The sequence below is a fragment of the Sphingomonas sp. 67-41 genome, from assembly GCF_001899725.1.
GTDB lineage: Bacteria > Pseudomonadota > Alphaproteobacteria > Sphingomonadales > Sphingomonadaceae > Sphingomonas > Sphingomonas leidyi.
The window spans coordinates 45655-70382 of the sequence record NZ_MKWJ01000001.1; the positions used below are offsets into that span (position 1 = coordinate 45655).

General features: G+C 66.0%; 27 protein-coding genes. 5 read left to right on the plus strand and 22 right to left on the minus strand.

Annotated features, from left to right (window positions below):
* Nucleotides 1–49: 49 nt before the first annotated feature.
* A complete protein-coding gene (locus BGP17_RS00235) occupies nt 50–187 on the minus strand; it encodes a hypothetical protein (protein WP_167300653.1) in 138 nt (45 codons plus the stop codon).
* A 71-nt stretch (nt 188–258) separates the two neighbouring features.
* Nucleotides 259–1056 carry a response regulator gene (locus BGP17_RS00240; protein ID WP_167300654.1) on the minus strand — a complete coding sequence of 266 codons (798 nt, stop codon included), beginning with the start codon at nt 1054–1056 and terminating at the stop codon, nt 259–261.
* Between the two features lie 283 nt (nt 1057–1339).
* On the opposite strand from BGP17_RS00240, the gene BGP17_RS00245 reads away from it, so the two are divergent.
* The 3 genes from BGP17_RS00245 (at nt 1340) to BGP17_RS00255 (ending at nt 3538) form a co-directional block, all read left to right on the plus strand.
* Nucleotides 1340–1507, plus strand: coding sequence for a NepR family anti-sigma factor (locus BGP17_RS00245; RefSeq protein WP_275915807.1), 168 nt, complete (start codon nt 1340–1342; stop codon nt 1505–1507).
* 10 nt (nt 1508–1517) lie between these two features.
* Nucleotides 1518–3092: a sensor histidine kinase gene (locus BGP17_RS00250; protein ID WP_167300655.1), complete on the plus strand. Its 1575-nt coding sequence runs from the start codon at nt 1518–1520 to the stop codon at nt 3090–3092.
* A 311-nt stretch (nt 3093–3403) separates the two neighbouring features.
* On the plus strand, nt 3404–3538 hold the full coding sequence (locus tag BGP17_RS00255; protein WP_167300656.1) for an entericidin A/B family lipoprotein: 135 nt from the start codon (nt 3404–3406) through the stop codon (nt 3536–3538).
* A 55-nt stretch (nt 3539–3593) separates the two neighbouring features.
* Here BGP17_RS00255 and tatC read toward each other — a convergent pair whose 3' ends face one another.
* From tatC to argS, 8 genes are all read right to left on the minus strand, one after another.
* A complete protein-coding gene (gene tatC / locus BGP17_RS00260; protein WP_167300657.1) occupies nt 3594–4382 on the minus strand; it encodes a twin-arginine translocase subunit TatC in 789 nt (262 codons plus the stop codon).
* Entirely contained in the window at nt 4379–4933 is a 555-nt protein-coding gene (gene tatB / locus BGP17_RS00265; protein WP_286710643.1) for a Sec-independent protein translocase protein TatB, read from the minus strand. The genes tatC and tatB overlap by 4 nt, the downstream gene beginning before the upstream one ends.
* Nucleotides 4934–4989: 56 nt before the next feature.
* A complete protein-coding gene (locus BGP17_RS00270; RefSeq protein WP_086130383.1) occupies nt 4990–5223 on the minus strand; it encodes a twin-arginine translocase TatA/TatE family subunit in 234 nt (77 codons plus the stop codon).
* 72 nt (nt 5224–5295) lie between these two features.
* Nucleotides 5296–5901 carry an SMC-Scp complex subunit ScpB gene (gene scpB, locus BGP17_RS00275; RefSeq protein ID WP_286710644.1) on the minus strand — a complete coding sequence of 202 codons (606 nt, stop codon included), beginning with the start codon at nt 5899–5901 and terminating at the stop codon, nt 5296–5298.
* The gene (locus BGP17_RS00280) at nt 5898–6632 is read right to left on the minus strand and encodes a segregation and condensation protein A (RefSeq protein ID WP_086130381.1); all 735 of its coding nucleotides are present in this window, start codon (nt 6630–6632) and stop codon (nt 5898–5900) included. Before BGP17_RS00280 ends, scpB begins: the two co-directional genes overlap by 4 nt.
* A gap of 58 nt (nt 6633–6690) precedes the next feature.
* A complete protein-coding gene (gene nagZ / locus BGP17_RS00285; protein WP_167300660.1) occupies nt 6691–7698 on the minus strand; it encodes a beta-N-acetylhexosaminidase in 1008 nt (335 codons plus the stop codon).
* A gap of 112 nt (nt 7699–7810) precedes the next feature.
* Nucleotides 7811–8536 (minus strand): SPOR domain-containing protein, encoded by a 726-nt coding sequence (locus BGP17_RS00290; RefSeq protein ID WP_167300910.1) that lies wholly within the window; start codon nt 8534–8536, stop codon nt 7811–7813.
* 9 nt (nt 8537–8545) lie between these two features.
* Complete coding sequence (gene argS / locus BGP17_RS00295) at nt 8546–10267, minus strand: arginine--tRNA ligase (protein ID WP_286710645.1); 1722 nt, start codon at nt 10265–10267, stop codon at nt 8546–8548.
* Between the two features lie 181 nt (nt 10268–10448).
* On the opposite strand from argS, the gene BGP17_RS00300 reads away from it, so the two are divergent.
* On the plus strand, nt 10449–11102 hold the full coding sequence (locus BGP17_RS00300; RefSeq protein ID WP_167300662.1) for a TetR/AcrR family transcriptional regulator: 654 nt from the start codon (nt 10449–10451) through the stop codon (nt 11100–11102).
* Nucleotides 11103–11106: 4 nt separating this feature from the next.
* Here BGP17_RS00300 and BGP17_RS00305 read toward each other — a convergent pair whose 3' ends face one another.
* The 7 genes from BGP17_RS00305 to BGP17_RS00335 form a co-directional block, all read right to left on the minus strand.
* Nucleotides 11107–11532, minus strand: coding sequence for a hypothetical protein (locus tag BGP17_RS00305; RefSeq protein ID WP_286710646.1), 426 nt, complete (start codon nt 11530–11532; stop codon nt 11107–11109).
* Between the two features lie 79 nt (nt 11533–11611).
* Entirely contained in the window at nt 11612–12583 is a 972-nt protein-coding gene (locus BGP17_RS00310; protein WP_286710647.1) for a poly(ethylene terephthalate) hydrolase family protein, read from the minus strand.
* A 244-nt stretch (nt 12584–12827) separates the two neighbouring features.
* The gene (locus BGP17_RS00315) at nt 12828–13931 is read right to left on the minus strand and encodes an acyltransferase family protein (protein ID WP_286710648.1); all 1104 of its coding nucleotides are present in this window, start codon (nt 13929–13931) and stop codon (nt 12828–12830) included.
* 141 nt (nt 13932–14072) lie between these two features.
* Nucleotides 14073–14765, minus strand: coding sequence for a GDSL-type esterase/lipase family protein (locus BGP17_RS00320; protein WP_286710649.1), 693 nt, complete (start codon nt 14763–14765; stop codon nt 14073–14075).
* A 168-nt stretch (nt 14766–14933) separates the two neighbouring features.
* Entirely contained in the window at nt 14934–16046 is a 1113-nt protein-coding gene (locus BGP17_RS00325; protein ID WP_286710650.1) for a hypothetical protein, read from the minus strand.
* Nucleotides 16047–16111: 65 nt separating this feature from the next.
* On the minus strand, nt 16112–17269 hold the full coding sequence (locus BGP17_RS00330; protein WP_167300668.1) for a DUF1501 domain-containing protein: 1158 nt from the start codon (nt 17267–17269) through the stop codon (nt 16112–16114).
* Nucleotides 17270–17274: 5 nt separating this feature from the next.
* Nucleotides 17275–18834, minus strand: coding sequence for a DUF1800 domain-containing protein (locus tag BGP17_RS00335; protein WP_286710651.1), 1560 nt, complete (start codon nt 18832–18834; stop codon nt 17275–17277).
* 226 nt (nt 18835–19060) lie between these two features.
* On the opposite strand from BGP17_RS00335, the gene BGP17_RS00340 reads away from it, so the two are divergent.
* On the plus strand, nt 19061–19336 hold the full coding sequence (locus BGP17_RS00340; RefSeq protein ID WP_286710652.1) for a hypothetical protein: 276 nt from the start codon (nt 19061–19063) through the stop codon (nt 19334–19336).
* 49 nt (nt 19337–19385) lie between these two features.
* Here BGP17_RS00340 and BGP17_RS00345 read toward each other — a convergent pair whose 3' ends face one another.
* The 5 genes from BGP17_RS00345 to BGP17_RS00365 all read right to left on the minus strand — a co-directional run bounded on the left by BGP17_RS00345 (nt 19386) and on the right by BGP17_RS00365 (nt 24567).
* Complete coding sequence (locus tag BGP17_RS00345) at nt 19386–20552, minus strand: deoxyguanosinetriphosphate triphosphohydrolase (RefSeq protein ID WP_286710653.1); 1167 nt, start codon at nt 20550–20552, stop codon at nt 19386–19388.
* Between the two features lie 55 nt (nt 20553–20607).
* The gene (locus BGP17_RS00350) at nt 20608–22779 is read right to left on the minus strand and encodes a peptidase domain-containing ABC transporter (protein WP_286710654.1); all 2172 of its coding nucleotides are present in this window, start codon (nt 22777–22779) and stop codon (nt 20608–20610) included.
* Nucleotides 22740–23912: a beta-barrel domain-containing protein gene (locus tag BGP17_RS00355; protein WP_286710655.1), complete on the minus strand. Its 1173-nt coding sequence runs from the start codon at nt 23910–23912 to the stop codon at nt 22740–22742. Before BGP17_RS00355 ends, BGP17_RS00350 begins: the two co-directional genes overlap by 40 nt.
* 136 nt (nt 23913–24048) lie before the next feature.
* Nucleotides 24049–24225: a hypothetical protein gene (locus BGP17_RS00360; protein ID WP_286710656.1), complete on the minus strand. Its 177-nt coding sequence runs from the start codon at nt 24223–24225 to the stop codon at nt 24049–24051.
* Nucleotides 24226–24372: 147 nt separating this feature from the next.
* Nucleotides 24373–24567, minus strand: a complete 195-nt coding sequence (locus BGP17_RS00365; RefSeq protein ID WP_167300675.1) for a hypothetical protein — start codon at nt 24565–24567, stop codon at nt 24373–24375.
* Between the last annotated feature and the right edge of the window lie 161 nt (nt 24568–24728).

Below are 24728 nucleotides of genomic sequence, written 5' to 3' on the forward strand. Positions count from 1 at the left end.
GAGATAGGCTTGGTCGCCGCGATTGCCAGCATATTCATGCCGTGCGCGGTCAGAAGAGAAGGATCACGGCGAACGCGACGATAACCAGCACCAGGCCATAGCCCAGTACGTAGCGCGTCATGTGCGGCGTAGCGCCGGCGCGGGCCTGCTCGGTGTCGAGATGGATGGATTCATCATTCTCAGCCATGCCATCTACAACCCGCGAAAACCGTTTTGGGTCCGTATCATGTGGAACCCGCGCCGGATTTTTCGCGAGGATCAGGCGGGCACGGTCGCCTGATCGAAGAACAGCGCCTGGCTGATCGTCGTCTTCACGGTTTCCCGCTGGAACGGCTTGGTGATCAGGAAGGTCGGCTCGGGCCGCTCGCCGGTGAGCAGCCGCTCGGGGAAGGCAGTGATGAAGATCACCGGCACCGAGAATTCGGCGAGGATGTCCTTCACCGCATCGATGCCCGAGCTGTCGTCGGCAAGCTGGATGTCGGCGAGGACCAGCCCGGGCCGGTCCTCCATCGCCAGCGCCACCGCTTCGTCGCGCGTGACGGCAACGCCAGTCACCTCATGGCCAAGATCGCGGACGATCTGCTCCAGGTCCATCGCGATCAGCGGTTCGTCCTCGATGATCATCACCCGGGTGCGCGTCTGGCGCTCGATCTCGGCCACGGCCTCGCCCACCAGCTTCTGCACCTGTCCCGCATCCTCTTCGATCAGATACCCGGCATCCTCGATGCTGAAGCCCTCGACGGTGGTGAGCAGCAGCGCCTGGCGCGACAGCGGCGTGAGGCGCGCAAGCCGCTTCCGGGCGATCGCCTCATTCTCGTTGGCGGCATCCGCGACCGCATCCTCTTCCTCGAGATGCGTCGACTGCCAGATCGCCTGGAAGGTGCGGTACAGGCCGAGCCGCGGATCGACTTCGCGGGGAAACTGGTCCGGCGCCGCGACGATCGCCTCGAGCGCCGCGCGCACATAGCGATCGCCTTCGGCCTGGCTGCCGGTGAGCGCGCGCGCATAGCGGCGGAGCAACGGAAGATGCGGCGCGAGTTGCTGTCCAAGCGACATGGTCGAACTATTCTCCTACGAGTGCGGAACGGATTGTTTCATCCCCGTTCCGAGCTATTGCAATCCTCATTCGTGCCACCCGAAGGAAGCCCCTCCCCGGATATTGCATCGCCTGTGGAACAAACGAGGCGCTATTTGGTTTCATGGCAGATGCTGCGTAGTGTTGCCGCTCAGCCGCCGGCCCCATGCGACCGGTGGCTTTCGTTCAATTCCGGAAGTTGCATCCGGAACAGGTCGCTTTTAGTCCGGGCCGTGGGTAACGCTACGGCGCAGGGGGGAATTGGTGCGTTCCGCGGATGAGAAAATGAAAAAACCGCCCAAATCCGATGGCGGAAAGGAAACCGGTCGCCCCGGTCGCAATGTCGGCGTCGCGCTGCGTCAGGCCTATGACGAGGCCTTGGGCGAAGCCGTTCCCGACGATCTGCTCGACCTGCTGAAGAAGCTCGACTAGTCCGGAGTCCATGGACATCGCAGACGAAGAACCGCGCGCCAGGATTCGTCCGGCCGCGGCGCTGGTGCAATTGCCCACCGGCGCCAAGGTCTTCCTCTACCTGATCCTCTGCCTGTTGCCGCTGGCATTGATCGCATTGTTCACCACGCTGCAGAGCACCCGAAACGCGGATACCGAAGCGCGCGCGCGGCTGGGCGCCGCCGCCAGCGAAAGCTCGGGCGTGCTGCGCGACATCCTGGTCAACCATGTGAGCCAGCTCGCCGACGCGCTGGCCGCGCTGGAGGCCAACCCCCACGACGTCCCGGCCTGTACCCGCCTGGCGGGCACCTTCGCCACCACGGCGGGGGCGCGTTTCTCGATCGCCGACGGCGAGGGCCGCGTCATCTGCGGCCAGCGATTCCGTGCGGAGGACAGGGAGAGACTCCAGCACCGCCAGGTGCGGACCACGCTCGAGGCGGACGGCATGACGCTGCGTATCGGCGGCCGGACCGGCAGCACCGCGACGGCATTCTATTCCAAGGCCACGCTCGCCGCAGTGGCCCAGCCGAGCGGCTTCGTCCCCGAATATGGCGCGGCGCTGATACAGCGCGGCGATCGGCTGGTGCTGCGCAAGCTGGAGGGCGCGGGACCGCTCGATCGTCGCGAGACCATTCCCAGCAACCTGGGCATCGACGGACTCGAACTCGAAATGTCGATGCTGGGCACCCCGATCACCTCGCCGATGATCATCAACACCGTGGTGCTGGTGCTGATGTGGATCGCCGCGGCGGGCATCAGCTGGTTCGTCGTCGACATTCTGCTGATCCGGCCGCTCCGCCGCCTGCGTGCCAGCGTCGGCGCCTACAAGCCGGGCGAAGTCATCGACATCGAGCGCTTCGGCGACATGCCCGCCGCGGAGATTCGCGAGCTGGGCGATACCTTCCGCGATATCAGCCGCACCGTGAAGGAGCATGAGGCCGACCTGGCCGAGGGGCTGGTGCGCCAGACCAAGCTCACCCGCGAGGTCCATCACCGGGTGAAGAACAATCTTCAGGTGATCGCCAGCCTGATAAACTTCCACGCCCGCAGCGCCAGGAGCGAGGAAGCCAGCGAGGCCTATGCCTCGATCCAGCGCCGGGTGGACGCGCTCGCCGTGGTCCATCGCCATCACTATGCCGAGCTGGAAGAGAATCGCGGGCTCGACCTGCGCTCGGTCATCGGCGAGCTCGCCGCCAATATCCGGGCCACCGCGCCAGAGCGCGCCCAGGGCCTGGGCGTGACGCTCGACGTCTCGCCGGTGCTGGTGAACCAGGACGTGGCGATCGCCGTCGCGTTCCTGCTCACCGAGATCGTCGAACTGGCGATGAACTGCAATCCGTCCGCCCAGATACGCATCTCGATTAAGCCGATCGACGACGACGAGCGCAGGGCGCTCCTCCGCGTCTCGTCGCCCGCCCTGGTCGAGAGCCCCGTGATCGAGACGCTGGTGGAGAATCGCTATGGCCGCGTGATCGGCGGCCTCGCCCGGCAGCTGCGCACCAAGCTGCACCACGATCCGCTCAGCGGCGCCTATGAGGCCGCGATCGCGATCACCGGACGCCCCTAGGGACGACTGGCCCGAGCAATAACCTGGATAAAAAAGTTCGAAAAAAATCGAAGGGCGTGGAACCCGGGCCCGCATGGACCGTTCTGCACTTCGGATAGTGACCTTTTGCCCCCCCGCTCTCGCTATCCAAGACATGGGCCCGGAAGCGTCAACCCTCCCCCCCCCCGGTGACGCTTCCGGGCCTAAAAATTTCGGGCTACCTGGCACCTTTCCTAGCATTCACAGACACTTGCTGCGCGGACGGAACGTTTGCGGCGACCTGTGCATTGGTCCTGCGCCCCCAATGGGGGCCAGTATTCTGGAGAGTGAAGATGCGTAAGATCATCGCCTGCGCCGCGCTTGCCGGCGCGATGCTGGTTTCGGCCTGCAACACGATCGAAGGCATGGGCCGGGACGTTTCCTCGGCCGGCGACACGGTCGCCAAGGCCGCGGACAACGCCAAATAACCAGCATCCCAAGGCATGAAGAAGAACCCCTTCCTGACGGGAGGGGTCTTTCATGTCAGGCCTCGGCTGGCTCCACCTCGTCCTCGGCTTCGGGTTCGGCTGCCGGACGGCGGCGGCGTGTGAACCAGATCGCCGCCAGCGACAGGAAATAGAGGCCAACCAGCGGGATCGCGAGCAGCAGCTGCGAGCCGACATCCGGCGGCGTCAGCACCGCCGCGATCGCGAAGGCGGCGACCACGGCATAGCGCCAGGCGCCCTTGAGCTGTTCGTAGGTGACGATTCCCGCCCGCTCGAGCAGCATCAGCAGCACGGGCAACAGGAAAGTGATGCCGAACGCGAACAGGAACTGCATCACGAAATCGAGATATTTCTCGGCCTCGGGCAATGCCTCCTGCTTGACGCCGCTGTTGCCGAGATCCCCCTGATACCCGAGCAGGAAGTGCAGGGCAGTGGGGATCGCCACGAAATAGGCCAGCGCGGCCCCGCCGATGAACAGCACCGGCGTCGCCAGCAGGAAAGGCAGCAGCGCCTTTTTCTCCCGCCGGTAGAGCCCCGGCGCGACGAACTGCCACAGCTGGGTCGCGATCACCGGGAAGGACAGCATCATCGCCGCGAAGAACGCCACCTTGAGCTGGACGAAGAAAGCCCCGAAGACCTGCGTGTAGATGATCTTCTTCTGCCCGGCTTCCGCGAGCGGATGGACCAGGATGCTGAGCACTTCCCGCGAGAAATACATCGAGGCGGCGAACGTCACCAGCAGCGCGGCCACGCAGTAGAGCAGGCGGCGACGCAACTCGATCAGATGCTCGAGCAGCGGCTGCTGGGTATCGTCGATGTCCCTCATTCGGCGGCCTCGGCCGGCGGAACCGCGTCAGGCTTGCGGGTGCGCGGCTTGGCGGCAGGCTTGCCTGCCTCAACCGGAGCGGTTGCGCCGGCGGCGGAAGCCTTGCGCGCCCGGGGCTTCGGCGCGGGCTTGACGATCTTCTCGACGGCCGGGGCCTCGGCCGCCGCGGCGGGCGCCTTGCGGGTGCGCTTGGGCTTGGGCTTGGGCGCGGAGACGCCGGGCGTCTCGCCGGTAATCGCGGGCTGCTCCACCATTACGGGCGGCGCATCCTCGGCAACATGATGCACCTCCGCCGCAGGCGCGGGAAGCGCCGCCGGCGGATGCTCGGACATGATGCGGGCATTCTCCTCCGCCCATTGCTTCTCCAGCTCGGCCAGCTCCGCCTCCCGGACCATGGCATCGAACCCCGAGCGGAACTGGCGCGTCACCGCACGCGCCTTGCCGAACCATTTGCCCACGAAGCGCATCGCCTTGGGCAGATCCTTGGGCCCGATCACGAGCAGCGCCACAATGGCGACGACCACGAATTCGGGCGCGTTGAAATCAAGCATCGATCAAATCGCCAGAAGCGGCCCCCGGCGCCCTGAGCCGGGAGCGGCGCGGAAGTTCAGAGCTTCTCTTCACGCGCGGCCTCGGCCTCGCGCTGCACGGTAGGCTCGGGAGCCGCCTTGCCTTCGATGCGGGTTGCCGGCTTGTCCTCTTCGTCTTCGGACATGCCCTTCTTGAACTGCTTGATACCCTTGGCGACGTCGCCCATCATGTTCGAGAAGCGACCGCCGCCGAGCAGGAGGATCGCGATCAAGCCCAGCACGAGCCAGTGCCAGATGCTGCCCATACCCATAACAAATCTCCTTGATTCAAGCTCTATCTAGGCCCCGCGCGCAGCAGCGGCAATGGCCAACGCGGGAGCGCCCTATTCGTCGTCTGTGACAGTTTCGCTTTCGGGTGCCTCGGCGGCGTCGCTTTCGCCCAGCACCTCCATGGCGAGGTCGACCGGATCGAGCAGTCCGGCAGCCTTCAGATCGTCGATCCCCGGCAGGTCGCGGCGGCTGGAAAGGCCGAAATGCGTGAGGAAGCCGCCCGTGGTGGCATACATCAGCGGCCGTCCCGGCACTTCGCGGCGGCCGGCCGGGCGCACCCAGCCCGCCTCCATCAGCACGTCGATCGTACCCTTGGAAATCTGTACGCCGCGGATCGCCTCGATCTCGGCGCGAGTCACCGGTTCGTGATAGGCAATGATCGCCAACGTCTCGATGCCGGCACGGCTGAGCTTGCGGCTCTCCTCCCGGTTGCGGCGCAGCAGATGGGCAAGATCGGCCGCGGTCTGAAAGTGCCAGCGGTCGCCGCGGCGGACCAGCTCGATCCCGCGCCCGGCATACAGGGCCTCCAGCGCGGCGAGCGCGCCGCGCAGGTCGATCTCCGCGCCGACATGGGCGCGGATCTCGTCCACGGTCATCGGGTGCTCGGAAGCGAACAGCACGGCCTCCACCGCGCGCGAAGCTGCGTCCTCGGGAGTCATCCGGCGGCCTTGAGATAGAGGGGCGCAAAGGCCGATTTCTGCCGCAGCTCCACCCTGCCTTGCTTGGCCAGCTCGAGCGCGGCCACGAAGGACGAGGCGAGCGCCGACTTGGCATAGGGTCCGGTCGCGCCTTCGGGAAGGAAGGACTGGAGCGTGCTCCATTCGATCCGCGTGCCGATCAGTGCCGAGACCCGCTCGATCGCCGCCTCCAGCGTCATCACGTCGCGGTGCGCGACCACATGCATCACCGGCCGGGTGCGCGCGCTGATCCGGCCATAGGCGGCGATCAGGTCGTATATCTCGGCTTCCCAGCGCGCCTTGCGCAGCACCCGTAGTCCCTCCGGCGCACCGCGGAAGAAGTTATCGCGCCCGGTGCGGTCGCGCGCCATCAGCCGGGCACCGGCATCGCGCATGGCGTTCAGCCGCTCGAGACGCAGCTGCAGGCGCAGCGCCAGCTCCTCGGGGCTCGGCGTCTCCTCGGGGTTGCGCGGGAGCAGCAGCGCCGATTTCAGATAGGCCAGCCAGGCGGCCATCACGAGATAGTCGGCGGCCAGCTCGAGCCTGAGTTCGCGCGCCTGGTTCACGAAATCGAGATATTGCTCGACGAGCTGGAGGATCGAGATCTGCCGCAGGTCCACCTTCTGATTGCGTGCGAGCGCGAGCAACAGGTCGAGCGGCCCTTCCCAGCCGTCGATGTCGATCTTCAGGGTGTCGGGTGTCTCGACGTCCATGCCGGGAATTAAGCAGGTCGGAGCGGCGGTGTCATCTCCCTCCGAAGGGAGGGAGAAGTCACGCCAGCGCCAGCAGCGCGTCGCGCCTGGCGATCAGTTCCGCGAAGTCCGCCTCGGGTTCGTCCGCGCCGGTGGTCGCCATCGCCCGGTCGAGCCGCTCGATGCACATCGGCGTGGCGTCGGGCAGCAGGCCGGAGATCTCGACCATCTCCTCCATTCGCGCCCAGCAATCGAGCACCACGTCGCAGCCTGCCGCCAGCGCCTGCGCCGCCTTCTCGCCCGGCGTTCCGGAGAGGGCCTTCATATCGATATCGTCGGTCATCAGCAGGCCGTCAAAGCCGATGCGACCGCGAATGATCTCGCCGATGACCCTGGGCGAGAGCGTGGCGGGGCGCTCGGCATCCCATGCCTCGAACACCACATGGCAGGTCATGCCCATCGGCGCATGCCTGAGCGCGTGGAACGGCGCGATGTCGGCCTCCAGCGCCGCCGCATCGGCGCGCACGCGCGGCAGCTCGAGATGGCTGTCGACCAGCGCGCGGCCATGGCCCGGCATGTGCTTGACCACGCCGACCACGCCGCCCCGGCGCAACCCCTCGACACAGGCCTGCCCCAGCGCCGAGACCCGCATCGGCTCGCCGCCAAAGGCGCGGTCGCCGATCGCCTGGGTCACTTCGGGCGTGACGACGTCGAGCAGCGGCGCACAATCGACGGTCACGCCCACTTCGGCGAGCATCATGCCCAGCGCATGATAGTTCGCCCGCGCCGCCTCGATCGCCGAGACGGGTGCGACGTCATAGAGCCTGCCGAACCTCTCGCCCGCCGGGAAGGCCGGCCATTCGGGCGGCACCATCCGGCTGACCCGGCCGCCTTCCTGGTCGATCAGGATCGGCAAATCGGCCCGGCCGCTCAGCTCGCGCAGGCTCTCGGTAAGCGCGCGCATCTGGTCGCGGCTCTCGCAATTGCGCTTGAACAGGATGTAGCCGAGCGGATCGGCGTCACGGAAGAAATCGCGCTCTTCGGCCGTGAGCGACAGGCCGGATACGCCGAAGATTACGGGCTTCATGGAAGCGTCTTAGCGGAGCCGGGCGCGCCGGATAAGCCCCTCCCCCGACATCGGCCATGCCTGCACGGCATGACGTGCCGTCAGCAGGACCGCAGGACGCGGCGCCCGGCCGTCAATTCGCCACGTAGCAGCTCTCGCCCGCCACCTTGAGCTTGCCGCAGAGCTCCTTCGCCTGTCCGTTCGAGCCGGCATTCACGCGCAGGCGGAACACCGACTTGCCGTCCTTCTCGCCGCGCTCGACCGATTTGCCCAGCGGCGCGAGATAGGAGAAGCGCTTCGAAAGGCGCGCCCAGGCGGCATTGGCGCCGCCTTCATCCGGAAAGGCGCCGAGCTGGATCAGCGCGCCCGCGCCACCGGCCTGCGGAGCAATCGCCGGCACGCGCCTGGGCTGGGCCTCCGTCTTGGCAACGGCCGCGCTCGAGGGGATCGCGACCTTGGCATGCTTCTCCCCGGTCAGCGTCGGCGCCTTCTCCGTCACCTTCTTGCCGTCCACCGGCGCCTCGGGAAGCGCGCTGGTGTCGATGCTCGAATTGCCGCTGTCGCCCTGGCTGGTGGCAAAGACGGTGTCCCCCTCCCCATCCACCTTCATTCCGCCGGGTTCGTCGGGCTTGACCTTGTAGTCGCCTTCGGGCGCAGCGATCAGCTCGCCATTGCCGACCAGGCTCTTCTGCTTCTGGTACCAATAATAGCCGAACGCCCCCGCGCCGAGCACGGCGAGGAGCAGGACGACGAGCAGCAGGAGGCGACCGAAGGATGGCCCCTCGCGATAATCCTCCTCCACCGTCTCCAGCCAGGGAAGGCGATCGTCATCGCCGAATCCGGCCTCCCCCCCACGCATGTTCATTCCTTACATCTCCTGGACAGCCTCGACGCCCATGATGCGGAGGCCGTTACGCACAATCTGCCCAATCGAGCGCGCCAGATAAAGCCGCGCACATGTCAATGCCGGTTGATCCGGAATCAGGAAGCGGCGGCTCGCATCGTCCTTGCCGAGATTCCACAGGCTATGGAGCTCAGCCGCCAAATCATAGAGATAAAAGGCAATTCTATGTGGCTCGCGCGCCGATGCCGCTGCCTCGACGATCCGTGGGAACTGCGCGGCGGCCTTAACCAGCCGAAGCTCCTGTGTATCAAGCAGAGACAGATTCACATCGGCACAGGCGATCCCCGCCTCCGCGGTGCGCCGCTGGAGCGAAGCGACGCGGGCATGCGCATACTGGACGTAGAAGACCGGATTGTCCTTCGACGCCTCCACCACCTTGGCGAAGTCGAAGTCCATCTGGGCATCGGCCTTGCGAGTCAACATGGTGAAGCGGACCACATCCTTGCCGACTTCCTGGACGACATCGGCAAGCGTCACGAAATTGCCCGCGCGCTTGCCCATTTTGACCAGTTCGCCGTCGCGCATGAGCCGGACCATCTGGACCAGCTTGACGTCGAACTTGGTCTCGCCGCCGGTGAGCGCCTGTACCGCCGCAACGATGCGCTTGACGGTGCCCGCATGGTCCGCCCCCCAGATATCGATCAGTTGGTCGGCCGACTGGGCCTTCTGGAAGTGATAGGCGAGATCGGCACCGAAATAGGTCCAGGCGCCGTTCGACTTCTTGATCGGCCGATCCTGATCGTCGCCGAACTGCGTCGAGCGGAACAGCGGCAGTTCGACCGGTTCCCAGTCCTCGGGCGTCTCGCCCTTGGGCGCTTCGAGCACGCCGTCATAGACATAGCCGCGCGCGCGCAGCCACGCCTCGGCCTGTTCCGGCTTGCCCGCGGCCTGGAGCTCGGCCTCGGACGAGAACAGGTCGTGATGGATGCCGAGCAGCGCCAGGTCGGCGCGGATCATGTCCATCATCGCGGCGACGGCGATCTGACGGAAGAGCACGAGCCATTCGCTCTCGGGCGCGCCGACATATCTGTCGCCGAACTCGGCGGCGAGCTTCGCACCAACCGGCTTCAGATAGTCGCCGGGATAGAAACCGGTTGGAATCTCGATCGTCTCGCCCAGCGCTTCCCGATACCGAAGATGCGCAGAGCGGGCGAGCACGTCGACCTGGCCGCCCGCGTCGTTGACATAATATTCCCGGATCACCTTGTGCCCGGCGAATTCGAGCAGGGAAGCGAGCGCATCGCCCACCACCGCGCCGCGGCAATGGCCCATATGCATCGGGCCCGTCGGATTGGCCGAGACATATTCGACGTTCACGGTCGTGCCCGCGCCCATGGTGGAGCGGCCATATTCGTCGCCGGCATCGAGGATTGCCATCAGCTCGCCGCGCCAGGTCGCGTCGGTGAGCGTCAGGTTGATGAAGCCGGGGCCCGCGATCGAGACCGAGGCGACTTCGTCCAGCTTCTCCAGCTCCGCGCCGATCTTCTCGGCCAGCGCACGCGGATTGGTGCCCGCCGGCTTGGCGAGGACCATCGCGGCATTGGTGGCCAGATCTCCATGCGAGGCGTCGCGCGGCGGCTCGACGGTGACCGCACGTCGCTCCAGCCCCGCAGGCAGGTCACCGGCGAGGACGAGCGCATCCAGAGCGAGGTTCAGATGCGCGGCGAAGCGTGCGTAGAGCGTCATTCAGGGTTCCAGTGGTTGCGGAAGCGCGCGCCTTAGCGGATGCGGCCGAAACTGCACAGCCCCCGGCCGAACTTCGCCATTCTCGCGCCCTGCGGGGCGGCGCGTGTTGACGGACCTTGCCGCGAGCCGCCAAATGGGCTGCTTTTGCCGGAACCGGCGATCGGGAAGGACGTAGGACAAGGTGGCGGCAGCAGCTTCGGGCAGCAAGCGTCGGACACAGGCGGAACGCACTGCGGAAACGCGGGAAGCGCTGCTCGATGCCGCGATAGGATTGCTCTACCGCAAGGGCTATAGCGGCACCTCGACCGAAGCGATCGCGGAGGAAGCCGGCGTGACCCGCGGCGCGCTCCACCATCATTTCGGCACGCGCGTCCAGTTGATGGCCGATGTGATCGGGACCGTCTACGAGCGCGAGAAGCGCGCCTATGAACGGATCGCGGCAGACACCGGCCGCGGCGCGCGCCTCTCCGACTGGCCCGAAATGCTCTGGGAAGTGCTGAGCAGGCCCTCCGGCCTCGCCGTGCTCGAGATACTTCAGGCATCGCGCAGCGATCCCGAGCTGGCCGAGCTGGTCACGCCGATGCAGGCGAAGGTGGAGCAGATGTCGCTCGAAACCATCAAGCAGCAGTTCGGCAGCGGAGAGGATGGCGACGTGCTCGCCGGGATCCGCCTGTTCGTCTGGGCCGTGCGCGGGCTGTCGATCGCGCAGGTCCTTGCGCCGAACCCCGCGGAGATGCGGCGCTCGATCGATTTCCTGCGGCTGCTGATCGACGGCGCGACGAGCGCGGGCGTCATCGACTCGCGGGGGCGCCCGGTCGCGTTGCCGAACGGCTGACGGATCAGGGAACCGGCTGCCCCTCCCGGCAGACCGCGGCGATGTTGGCGAAGTCCTTCGTCCCGTCGTCGGTCGCGAGCATCTTCAGATGCCCCAGCCATACGAAGCGCCTGAACACGGGGTCCCGCGCAGTCCGCTTCTCGCCACAGGCGATCTGCGGCGCGTCCCGCCGAACGACGACATCGCGCAGCTCGGCCCGCGGGTCCTCCATCGATGCGAGGATCGCGGTTTCCACCGCCGATCGCGGCTGCGGCGCCGGCGCGACGGGTTCCACCATGGGCACCGGCGCCGGAGTGGGCGCAGCGTCGGCCGGCCGCACCACGACCGCGCCGGCGTCGGCCGCAACGGGCGCGCTTCGCGGCCATGCGAAAAATCCGGCAACCGCCGCCGCTACGACCAGAATCGCGACGATGCAGTAGGTACGAACCATGTTCCTGCCTTCCATGGATGGGGGTTGGCCGCGCGCCGCCCGGACCGCGGCGCGCGACCAGAAGTTCAGGACCGGAGGCTCAGGGAATGTTCGAGACGCGCCCCGTCCAGGCATTCGCAGTGAAGAACTCCCCGGTGCCGTTCTTGAACGCGGCGCCCGCGACCGCATCGCCCTTCAGCTGCCAGGCGAGCCAGGCGGTGGGGAAGCCCATATAGCCATAGACGCCGTTGGCGCAGGCCTTGAGGAAGCCCAGCACGCCGCATCCCGGGGTACCGGTGATGTCGTTGTGATTCGCGCCCTTCAGCAGGCCCTTGGCCTTGAGCATCGTGCCCGGCGTGGCGTTGTAATAGGCCGTTTGCGAATTGAGCTGGGTGCCGCCGCTCTGTGTATCGGGGGCGATAAGGCTGTCCGCCGTGCCGCTCACATAGAAGATCGACCCCGAACCGCCGGTCAGCGTCGGCGTGAGCAGGCAATTGTCCGCCGGATTGCACCAGTTCTGGTTCGGCAGCTCGAACGTCACCGTCGTGGTGATCGCTCCGCTCGAGTGGAACATCGCATTGGCGGCGCCCGATGCCCCCTGCGAATGGCCCGCCGCGCCGACATGCGCGAAATCGATGCGGTGATAGAAGGGGCTGGACGGACTCGCTTCCTCGGCCCGCATATAGGCCAGCGAATCCAGCACGGTATTGCCATAGCCCGTCTGCTGGTCGCGCGTCGCCACGACGACGAAACCCCAGCTGGCCAGATGCTTCAGCCAGTTGGTGTAATTGTCCGGCGTGGAGCCGGTGCCATTGGCCCAAACCACCAGCGGCAGGCGGACGTTCAGCGATGCGATGTTGGACGGATAGAAGACATCGCACTGATTGCCCTTGGAATCGCAGGCTGCGGCGGAGCGCGTCGTGGTCGTCGCATAGCTGCCATTGGCATAATATTGCGTCTCCACCGGGCCGGTCGGCGCGTTGGGGACCGATTGCGCGGACGCCGGCAGGACGGCGGCGAGCGCCGTGGCGGAAACCAGCATGGTACAGATCGCTCGGGATAGTCTCGTCATCTGCCTCTCCTTGCGCTTGTTGTTCTTCTCCTTCGAACCGCGTCGATCGCGCGGCTCGTCCGCACGGAGAGGCGGGCGGGAAAATGGCTTGTGCATGGCGCACCGGCCCATGGCCCGGATGCGCAACTGGTCCTCCCCGATCGCCGGTCTCCGCCGGTAGCGGCAGCCTAGGCGCACATTTACATGCAATCAAGAACGTATGTAAGTTGCACGGGATGCCGTTCCCGAGGTTCGCGGCAGCGGCCTATTCGGTAACGGCCGCGCGCAGCCTTGCCGGGTTGACGCCGTTGAGAAGCATCGCGGCGAGCGGGAAGCGCCGGACGATCAGGCGATGCACCAGATAGGAGAGCCAGCCCGACGATCCCACGAGCAGCAGATAGGAGACATAGGGATCGAGCCGCAGCGGATCGAGCAGCAGGTCGAGCGCCAGGATGATCGGGAAATGCACCATATAGATGGTGAAGGCCGCGTCCGATACCCGCCGGAACAGCGGCGGCGTCGCGCGCATCGCGATCGCCGAACGCAGGATCAATACGGTGACCGCCGGGGGACAAAGGCAGGAAGTCACCACGTTGAGCGGGCTGGCCGGGCCATCGAAGAGTCCCTTCCCGCCCCCGGGCAGCAGCCGCGAGGCCAGGCAAAGCGCGAACACCGCCGCCAGCACGGTAAAGGCCGGCCCGGTACGCGCGGTCACATGGCGGAACAGCGCGGGCGAGCCGGCCATGATCACGCCGAATGCATAGAGCGGCGCATAGCCCAGCACCTGGTGGACCGCCCAGACCGGCTCGGCCAGCGCCCCCGCGACGCTTGCCAGCCGCGCGACGAGAAGGACGCCGACGGTCGCGACCACGCCCACCGCCAGGACGATCAACGTCACCGAGGGGCGATCGCGCTCCACCCATCGATCGATCCGGGCGAAGACCGCGTGCCCCTGGTCGGCACGAAAGAGCCAGAAGGTGATCGGAGCAAAGGCGAGCAGATCGACAAGGAACCAGAAATGCCACCAGCCAAGCTCCGGCAGCGCCGGCATCATCGTGCCGAACGCATGCCAGCTGATGCAGGCGCTCATCAGCGGAGCGAGCAGGAGCAATCCGAAGCACATGGGAATGCCGATCTGGAAGCTCCGGCGCGCCAGCCAGGGATCGGCGCCATGCTTGCGGATCGCGAGCAGGCTGAGCAGCCCGGCGATTGCGAAGAAGGCGCCCATCCGGAAATTGGAGGATGTCTTGGCGATCAGCACGAACACGGGCCGATCGATCTCCTGCACGGTGGTGGCATGCAGGAATATCCCCGCCAGCATCAGCAGCGCGCGCCAATTGTCCAGGCCGGCAATCCGCTCGCTTCGCAAACTCGCCCCCCGGTGCAACTGCGGATGCAGTCGACTGGAAGTTGGCTAGATCAAATTGCTTAATCAGCCGTTCCTTGCGGCAACGAAACGGTATGAATACTGTCGTAACCTTCGTCGCGGGGCATCGACAGGCATCCGGGTCTACGAAACTTCCTTATGGCATCGTTGCAGGACGGCGCGGGGCAGTTTCTCGTCCAGTGCGTGGCGCAGCGCGATCGTCCAGCGCCGATAGCCTTGGTCGTTCAGGTGCAGGCCGTCCTCGCTGTAGAAGGGCCCCGGCCGCCCCTGCTCGAGCAGCAAGGGCACGATGTCGACATAGGTGACGTCCGGCCGCTGCCCGGCAATCGTCCGCGCGGCCATGTTGTACCGATCCTGCTGGGCGCGCTGATCCCAGCGCAGGGGGCTGGGCTTCAGTGAGATGACGAACACCGGCGTCTGGCCGAACAGGCGGGACTTGATGGCGAGGAACTCGCGCAGATCCCCCACCGTCTCGTCCACCGAGCGGCCGAAGGCGAGATCGTTGTCGCCGGCATAATAGACGATCGCCTGGGGCGCGCGTTTCGCCTGATCGTTCGCGATGTGGAGGTTGATCTCCGCCATCGTGGCGCCGCCCATGCCGCGATTCTGCGCGATCCAGGGCTTGAGATCGTCCTGAAGCGAGGACCAGCGGCTCATCGTCGAGCTGCCGACGAACCACAGCACGCACGCGCCCTGGCGGTTCGACGCCCCGGGCAGGGGCTGGCGCGCCAGGACCCATTGCCATCCGCCGAAGATGACCGTGAACACGGTGAGCGCGAGCGCGCACTTGCCAAGCGTAGCGAGCGCGATGCGCAAGGGTCCGGGCGATCGGGGCGACAGCGGCACTCTCAGTCCTCAACGCTTGATCGGCGCATATTGTGGCATGAAGGTTAAAGCCGGGTTTTCCGGTAGGCCCGCGATATCAACGCTTTATCCAGGCCCCGCCTTTCATGGGAAGACAGCCCCCAAGGCCGGATCGGCGTTTCACGCCGCCCGGCCGCGATGCGCCAGGAACTCGCGCTGCACGGCACGCCCGCCGAACTGGAGCGCGTGCTGGAGGAACATCAGATGGAGTTGGGTGCGCTCCTCGCCGGGATCGGGATGCTGCTCGCCGCTGGATCCCGGGCGACGATGCTCGCGATAGCGGTCGAGCAGCATTTCGAACTCGCGATCGGAAAGCAGCCACACCGACAGCTGGCCACGCGTCGAGACGACGTCCTGGAACATGAGCTTGTCGCTCGCCTCGAGCAGTTCGATCGCGTTGCGGCGTTGCGTGCGGTTGCCCCAGAAGCTCCAGTTGCGGACCACGGCCCGCTTCTCGCGGACTTCCATGATCAGCTGCTCGGTGAGGCGATCATAGGCAAGGCGATTTTCCACCGTCCGCGCGTCGAGGATGCGGGCGCTGCGCTCGGCGCTGTCGGCGACATGCTCGCACAGGAGGACCCCGCCTACTTGCGGGCCGAAATCATGCTCGTCGACGAGCACCGGCATCGCGCGGGGCAGGCCATGATGCGCGAGTGCGTCGGCCACGCCCTGATGGACGCGCAGATAGAGCCACCACAAGGCGATGACGAAACCGGCATAGTCGCGCGGCAATGCCTGGCTCGGAACAGCATGCCGACCCGGATAGGCGCGGATCGCGCCGTCGAGCAGCGCGAGGCCGCGGCATTCGAGCGAAGTCTCGATCTCGACAAAACATCCCTGCCAGGGCGTGGCATGGCCTTCGGAGGCTTCCAGCAGCGCCGCGCGGCTGGCGGTGGAGAAGGCGAAGCTGCCATCGTCATAGAGCGAGACTTCGAAGCCGGGGCCCTCGCCTTCCCAATGGCCGGTCAGGTCGATGCCCAGCGCGGTACAGCGGCTGCCCTTGCGGTCCATCGCAAGGATATCGGCATGGACGCGTTCCCAGCCGACGATCTCGACGCTTTCGCGCATGCTGGCGCGGCACAGCGGCGCGAAGGCGGAGGGATGCTCCTCGAGAAGCATGGCGAGCTCGGTCTCGAGCGCGGCGAAATCGAGCGCGCGGATCAGCCCCGCAAAATAGCGATCGAGCGCGCGTCTCCCCTCGCCGGTCGAGAGTATCTGTTCCAGTTCGGTCATGCCACCCACGCCTTGCTGCCGGAAATCCGGGCGAGCGATAGCGTGGATGGCTTAATGGCTGGTTGTCAGGCCCGCACCAGGTCCTGGATCGGCCGCGCCATCTGCACCTCGGGGAAGAGCGTGCGTGCCGCGATCTGCGGAGTCAGGTCGAAATGCGCGGCGAGCGTGGAGCCGATCACCGTATCGAGCCCCAGCGTCGGCTTCAGGTCGCGATCCTCGTAGAGCGCCGCGTCGGCAAGGCCCGGCCAGTCGGCGACCACCCGCCCCCCGTTTACGGCGCCCCCCATCAGCATCGCGACCGATCCGGTGCCGTGATCGGTCCCCTGCGTGCCGTTGACCTTGACCGTGCGGCCGAACTCCGTGGCCACGAGCACCACCGTGCTGCTCCACAACGGGCCCAGCCCCTTCTGCAGCGCGCCGACCATCTGGTCGAGACCGTTGAGCTGGCCCGCCAGCCGGCCGCGCTGGCCGGCATGCGTGTCCCAGCCGCCGGTCTCGATCATCGCGATCCGCGAGCCGTTCTCGGCCGACAGCATCTTGGCGGCGAGATCGCCCGTGGCGGCGGCGTTGCGGCCATTGTCCGACGCGAGATCGCTGGTGAGCATCCTGGTGGCCGTCGCCTGTTCCCAGATGCCGTGGAGCTGGGCGTCGCCCTGATACATCTGGGTGACGCGCATCAGCAGGTCGTCCGAGGCGTCGGGCAGCGCCGAAGGGGCATAGCTTGCCACTTCCACCGGCCCGCGCAGCGCCAGCGGCACCGTGGCGGCGAGTGCGATCGCCTTGTCGTCGGCGGGCAACAGCGTGAGCAGCCGGTTCAGCCAGCCGTCCTTGACCTGATAGGCGGAGGTACCGCCGGTCTCGAGCACATTCTGCCCGTCGAAATGCGAACGGTCGCGATAGGGCGAGGCGACGGCGTGCAGGAACAGCGCCTGTTTCGCGCCATAGAGGCCGTGGATGTTCTTCATCGACGGATGGAGCGCGAACATCGAGTCCAGCTTCGGCGCCGAGGCGAAATCCTGGGCGAGCTGGCCACGCTGGCTCGCATAGGCGGGGTCGCCCACCGGCGCTACCGTGTGCAACCCATCGGCGGCACCGCGCTGGATGATGAAGACGAAGCGCCGGTCGGTCGCCGCACGGGCGAAGGCCATGCGGGCGCCGAAGGTGGAGGCGAAGACGGCCGAGGCGCCAAGGGCGACGAAGCTGCGACGGGAAAGTGCGGTCATCGGGCTTACCTCCGCATGAATTCGGGCGAGACGAGCATCAGGGCGAGGCCCTGGCCCGGGCTTTCGGCACGCGCGATCGACTGGGCGGTGCCGGTGCTCAGCGTGCCGGGGAAGAGTTGCGCGGCGCGCTGCCGCGCATCGATCGTATCGCGCGCGCGCTGCGCCATGCGCTCGGCAGCCTCGACTCGCCGCATCACTGCATCGGGCCCGGCCCAGGCGCCGGCGACATCGTCCCAGCCCGCCGGCGACCCCGGCTTCCAGGTCGGCTGGCCAAGCTGGCCCAGCAGCCCGTTGACCGCATTGGCCTGGACCTGCTGCGTGCCGAGCGCCCGCAGCGCCGAGATCGACCATTCCCAGGGCGATTTGAACTTGGCCGGCTGGGGGGACCAGCATTCGGGCGAGGCGATCAGCGTGCGATAGACGGTCGGCAGATCGCCGCCCGAGCTCAGGAACGCCTTTTCCAGCCGCGCGACCAGCGGCGCGGGGGGATCGTCGCTGGCGAAATGCCGGGCGAGCTTGGTCGCGATGTGCTTCGCGGTCGCCGGATGGGTGGCGAGATGGTCGAGCACCGCGGCCGCCTGCGCCTCGCCTTCCTGCGCCCATTGCCTGCCCAGGATGGTGCGGGTGCCCGGCTCGTGCAGCCGCGGGGCAAAGACGAAGCTTCCAGGCTCGCCATCGGCGGTGCCGGCATAGCGCGCGCCGGCGCCGCGGCCGAGGCCCGCCACGGTGAAGCCGGTCATCGCCCGCGCGAACTCGGTCACGTCCGCCTGGGTATAGACGGTGCGCACGCCGAGCGTGTGGAGTTCCATGATCTCGCGCGCCAGGTTCTCGTTGAGCCCCGCGCGCTGCCGCGCCTGCCGGCGGGCGGCGAGCTGGCCGGCGGGGCTGTCGGGGCCGATCGACACCGCCTGATCGAGATAGAGCAGCATCGCCGGATGGCGCTCGACCGCATTGAGCATGTCGCCGAACCGGCCCATCACATGCGGGCGGATCGCCTCGAACTCCATCGTGCCCGCCAGCCCGACCAGTTCGAGCTTGTCGGCCGAGACGGCGAAATGGTTCGCCCAGAAATGGACGAGCCGCTCGGCGAAGGGGGTGGGCGTGGCGATCGCGCTCAGCGCACGGGCGGAGACCATGCTCACATAGACTTGCTGCTGCTGGCGCCGTGCCTCGCGCCGCGCCAGCATCGCGGCGTCCTCGCCCTGATAAAGCGCGGGCTGCATGCCGGCCTGCATCGCCGGCGCGGCGGATTGCATGTCCTGCATCGCCCCGCCCCCTGCCATAGGCGGCTGTGCGCTCGCGGGCTTCGCCGGCCCGGCCGGCGATTGCGGCGGCAGCTGCCGGTTGCGCGGGCCCTCGGCCTGGCGGATCTGCCGCTGGCGTTCGTAGAAATCGGCGAGATCGCGCGCCACCTGGGTGCTCGGCACCTGTGCCGCGATCATCTGCGGGCGCGGATCGAAGCCCGCGATCTGCCCGGCGAGCCATTTGCGGGGATCGGCCCCGGCGTCCTCGCCCGGCCTGGCACCGAGACCGAAGCGATTGAGCGCGATACTGGCGTCCGACATGCGACTCCCCTGTCCGTTATGTGTCCGGGTTACGCGCAAAGTGTCGCAGAAGTTTGCCACAGTTGCGGTTCGACATCGCCTTTCGTCCCTTCTTCGCGTGCATACCCTGCAACTGGTGCCAGTCTCCTTTGCGATTGCCGGATTTGCCGCATCGCAACATGCTTCGACGCAAGAACAGAACAAACCGGATGCCGGTCTGGCTCCTGATCAATCAAGGAGAAAGATCGTGTCGAAGTTCCTCCTTGCGGCTGCCGCCGCCGTCCCGGCCTTCACTGCCCCGGCCGCGATCGCCGGCGAGCGCAGCTTCACCCATGAAGGCGTGACCTATACCTATTCGATCACCACGAAGGACAAGGCCCAGGTCCTTGCCGGCCGCACCAGCAAGGGCGGCGAATTCCGCCTGAACGTGAAGAACGGCTGGGTCGAGGGCTATGTGAACGGCACGCGCGTCTCGTTCCGCGCACCCAGGGAAAGGACGCCGGCGCAGATCGCCGCGCGCTGAACCGGAGCGCCGCAAGGGCCGGAACGGCGACGCTCCGGCCCTTCGCGCGTCAGAACCCCTCGGGCAGATCGATCGGGCCGACCCGTTCCCTGTAGCGCGCAATGGCGTAGCGATCGGTCATCCCGGCAATGAAGTCGGCGATGTGGCGGCCACGGGCAGGCTCCTCGACGGGCAGTGCCTCGGTCCATTGCACGGGCATCAGCGACGGATCGGCGCGATAGACATCGAACAGCCCGGCCACCACCGTGCCGGCCGCCTCCGCCGCGGCGAGTTGGCTCGGATGGTGGTAGAGATTGGCATACATGAAGCGCTTGAGGCCGCGTTCGGCTTCCCGCATTCCGTCGGAAAAGTGCGCGAGCACCCGGCCCGCCGCACGGACGTCCGCCACGGTCTCCACGCCGCTCTCGGCGATACGGGCGCGCGTGGCGCCGATAAGGTCGTTGACCATCGCGCCGATCTGGGCGCGGATCAGCTCGCTTATCAGGCGACGGCGCTCGCAGCCGGGGAATTTCGCCTCCACCTCGCGCCAGCCCGCGGCGATCATCGGCACTTCGAAGAGCTGGTCGAGCTGGAGCAGCCCGGCACGCAGCCCGTCATCGATATCGTGATTGTCATAGGCGATATCGTCCGCGATCGCCGCGACCTGGGCTTCGAGCGAGGGCCAGCTCGTCAGCTCCAGCGGGAACGCAGCGTCCGCCTCGGCCAGCGCCCATTCGGGGTGATCGATCGGGCCATTGTGCTTGGCGAGCCCCTCCAGCGTGTCCCAGGTGAGGTTCAACCCGTCCCAGGCCGGATAGGGGCGCTCGATCGCGGTAAGCGTGCGTAGCGTGTTGCCATTATGGTCGAAGCCGCCCTGCCCGGCCAGCGCCGTGCCCAGTGCCTTTTCGCCGGCATGGCCGAAGGGCGGATGGCCGATGTCATGCGCCAGGCAGAGCGCCTCGGTCAGGTCCTCGTTGAGCCCCAGGGTCCGCGCGATCGCCCGGCCGATCTGCGCGACTTCCAGGCTATGGGTGAGCCGCACGCGGAAATGATCGCCATCGGGCGCCATGAATACCTGGGTCTTGTGCCGCAGGCGCCGGAAGCTGATCGAATGGATGATCCGGTCGCGATCGCGCTGAAAGGCATCGCGCGGCCCCCGCGCGGTGCCGCCGGGCTCAGGATGGAGGCGGCCGCGGCTGGCTTCGGGCATGGAGGCCCAGGGGGAGATCGCTTTCACGCCTGGGCTCCTATCAAACCCGGCCACACCCGTCATCCCGCGCTTTGCCCGGATCCTACAAGAGCGCGCCCCCCTCCGACGCGCGCGGATCGACCAGCTTGCCGCCTGTCATCAGCAGGACCCGTTCCGCCGCTTCGATGGTTTCCCTGCGATGGGCGATGACGATGCGCGTGATGCCCATGGCCCCGATTGCCGCATTGACGGCATGCTCGTGTGCCATGTCCAGATGGGCGGTGCCTTCGTCCAGGATCAATATCCTGGGTTGGCGATACAGCGCCCGGGCAAGAAGGATGCGCTGCTTCTGCCCGCCCGAAAGCGTGGATCCCATATCGCCGACCAGGGTTTCATACTGCATCGGCATTCGCATGACGTCTTCGTGAATCGCCGCCATCATGGCCGAGGCGATTACGCGTTCCATGTCGATCCCGTCGTCGAACAGCGCGATATTGTCCGAAAGCGTGCCCGCAAAGAGGCTGTCCTCCTGCAAGACGGCAGCGACCTGGTTGTGGAAACTCTTGTAGCCGAAACGCGAGAGCGGCATCCCATCGACCAATAGCTCGCCGCTGTCCGGCTCCACCAGGCCGAGCAGCAGCTTCGCCAGCGTCGATTTCCCGCCACCCGAAGGACCGGTGATCGCGATGTGTTCGCCCTGACCTATCTTCAGGTCGACGCCGTCGAGAACGGCCGGATCGGAAGGCGAGTAGCGATAGAACACCTCCCGTAGCTCGATATTGCCCTTGAGCGGCGTCTCGATATCGGCGCCGACGCCGAAGCTGCGGTCTTCGTTCGAAAGCGCGATGTCCGACAGCCGTTCGAGATGAAGGCCGAGCATCTTGAACGCGATGCCTTGATCGATCAGCCCGGCGGCCTTTTGAATGAACTGCGTCTTGTAGGCCATATAGGCGAACACCATGCCAAGGCTGAACCCGGCGCCGTCGACGACGAAGCCGATGGCAAGCCAGATCGTGACGATGTTCTCGATGCCGAAGATCAGCAGATTCGCCGTCGATTGCCAGATGGCGATCCGGGCAACCCGGACATTGGCGTTGACCGCATCCGTAAGGCGCGTCTGCCACAAGGCATGGCGAAAGGCTTCCCGCCCGAACAGCCGCAGCGTCGTGATGCCGCGAATGGTTTCGATAAGGGTCGTCTGCTCCTTGCCGTTGCTGATGATCGCGGCTTCCTGAGCCTCGCGCTCGAAGGAGAAGGACACTAGCCGAACCACGCCATAGAGGCCGAACGCCACGGCCGAGACGAAAGCGAGCAGCGGGCTGTACCAGACCATCAGTGCCAGGGTCAGGGTCGCCATCAACCCGTCGACGATAGCGGCGACGGCACCCTGGGTGAGCATATTCTGGATCGGGGTGATGGACTGGAAGCGCGAGAGGATATCGCCGGTATGCCGCTTCTCGAACCAGTCGATCGGCAAGCGGAGCAATCGACGCGCGACGTTCGACGCAAGTCCGTAACCAAGTGTCGTGCCCGCGATCATGAGCACGAACGAACGCAGCAGGGATGCACCGGCATTGATGAGCGTGAACAGCCCGAAACCGAGCGCCAGCACCGCCAACAGGTCCCGATCGAGCGCGGGCAGGACATTGTCGACCGCCAGCTGCATGTAATAGGGCGAGGCCAGCACGAAGATCTGCAGCACGAGGCTGAGCACGAGCACCTGGGCAAGGGCGCGCTTCATCCCGGTCATGCGCCGCCAGAGTTGCGGAAGTCGCAGTCGCTCGCGCTGGCTGCCGGCCTGGAAGTTCGCGCCGGGCCGCAGTTCCAACGCGACGCCGGTGAAATGCCCGGAAACCTCCGCCATCGACAGCCAGGACGACCGGCCATCCGGATTATGGACGAGGGCCTTGCCCGCGGTCACCCGTTCCAGCACCACATAATGGTTCATGTCCCAGTGCAGGATGCAGGGGACATGGAGGTTGGCGAGTTGCTCCAGCGGCAGCTTCACTGCGCGCGGCGTAAGGCCGATCTTGTCCGCAAGACCGATCAGCGAACGAAGCGAGGCACCGCGCAAACTGGGCGCGAAGCGGCGACGCAACGTGCCCAGATCGACGTCCAGGCCGTGATAATTGGCTACCATCGCCAGCGAGGCGAGGCCGCATTCCGCGATCTCGGTCTGGCGCACCAGGCGCACGCGCGAACGGCTTAGAAAGCCAAGATCGAGCATCGACGGCGTCACCGGCGCTGCACGGCGAAGAGCGGTTCGAAGAGCCATTGCAGAAAGGACTGCTTCTCGGTCACGATCCGCGCGGTCAGCGTCATGCCCGGGACGAGCGCTTCGCGCTTGCCATAAGCGAGGACACCGGCCCGCTCCAGGGCCACCGTGACCGGATAGACCGAGATCGTCGCACCGCCGGGAGTCTGCGTGCTGACCGCGCTCGACGCGACGCGCTGCACCTTGCCCTTCAGCGTCCCGAACCGCTGATACGGGAATGCATCGATGGCAAGGCGCACCTCCTGCCCCGGCTTGATGAAACCGATCGCGGCGCTTGGCACTGCCAGCTGCGCATCGAGCACCGAGTCTGACGGCACGATCGTCATCAACGGAGCGGAGGCGCTGGCGAGTTGCCCCACCCGCGCCGTCAGCGCGGTCACGCGGCCGGCAACCGGCGCGCGCAGCGTGTAGGCGCGCGATCCGGCAATGCTGGCGGCCTGCCGCGCGACTTCGGCGCGGCTTGCGGCAAGGCTGGCGTGCTGCGACTGCGCCTGGGCTTCGACCTGGGCAGCGCTGCGCTCGACTTCGGACAGCGAAGCGCGCTTGCTCGCCAGGGATTGCACCAGCTGCGACAGGCCCTGCTGCCGAACCAGGAGCGTCTCTTCCCGCACCTGCAGATCCCGTTGGCTGATGAAACCATGCTCGGCGATCATCCGCGTGCGCTCATGATCCTTTTGCGCCGAGACGATCAGGTTGCGCTGCAGGGAAATCTGCGACTGGAGCTGCGCGATCTCCTGCGACAGGCCGAAGCGTTGCGCCGCGAGTTGGCGCAGCTGCGCATCCGCGGCTTGTCGCGCCGCCGCCATTTGCGCCGCGAGGCTGCTATCCTGGTGCCCGACCGCCGCTTCCATCCGACCGGCGACCGAGACCGCGTCCGCACCATCCTCTTCCGCGCGAATGGCCGCCAGCTCGGTGCCGGCGCGGATGTCGTGCCCGTCCCTTACCGCGATCGACATGACGATCCCGTTGCGAGGCGCGACAATAGTCACGATTCCCCTATCGGGCACTATCAGGCCGGTAACCGTTTCCACGCGCGAATAACTGGCAAGCGCCAGAAAGATAATCGCGCCAAGGACGCTTACGAATAGGAAATACCCGATGACCTGCCAGGCGACGGGCACCGAGATCGCCACGTCACCAGACAGTCGATCTCGGTGCTGCGTTATTGCTTCTACGCGGAACACAGGAAATCATGTCTTTCGGCAAGTGGTTCTAGACGGGATTTCCCGATATATCGCCACCCCGAATTCCGAGAGGGCGCTCGAAAATCTATCGCCGTTCGTTCTGGGCGATATCCTTGCCGATCGTATAGCCATTATTGAAGGCGGCGATCGACGCACCGATCACGCCCAGGCCGCCCGCAACAAGGAACGCCACCAACGGAAGCGGACCACCGCTGACCGAGGAAATCTCGCCATCATCGAGAGTAATGATCTGGTTTTCCATGATTACATCCTATCCGATTCGGCTTTGGCCAAATCTTGGCCAACAATGTATCCGGAGGAAAAGGCGTATACCGCCAATGCAGCGACAATTATGACATACAAGGCTACAATCACCGTGATGATGCTCCTCATAGGCATGATAATCATATCACTGCTTCTTGTTGACATTGTATCCGGTATGCACGCCAGCCACCCACGCACTACCGATGACCAGTACCGCAGCGTCGATGGCAATACCCGCATAGGCAATAGCCAGGAGAGGCAGAGGACCTCCGGAAACCTGATCGACTTCGTCCAGGTTAAGATCCTGAATAGACCCGGCAGAACTGACGATATTACCCATATATGACATAATGATATCCACATCTATAAATGGAGAGACCACGTTATTATGGACTCGTATCATTCTCTATACGCGGGAAACATCAGTCAATATGATGATGTCCGAATTACAGTCAAAATGGACTGATTATTGATATCATCGAATTATTCCGAACAGTCTAG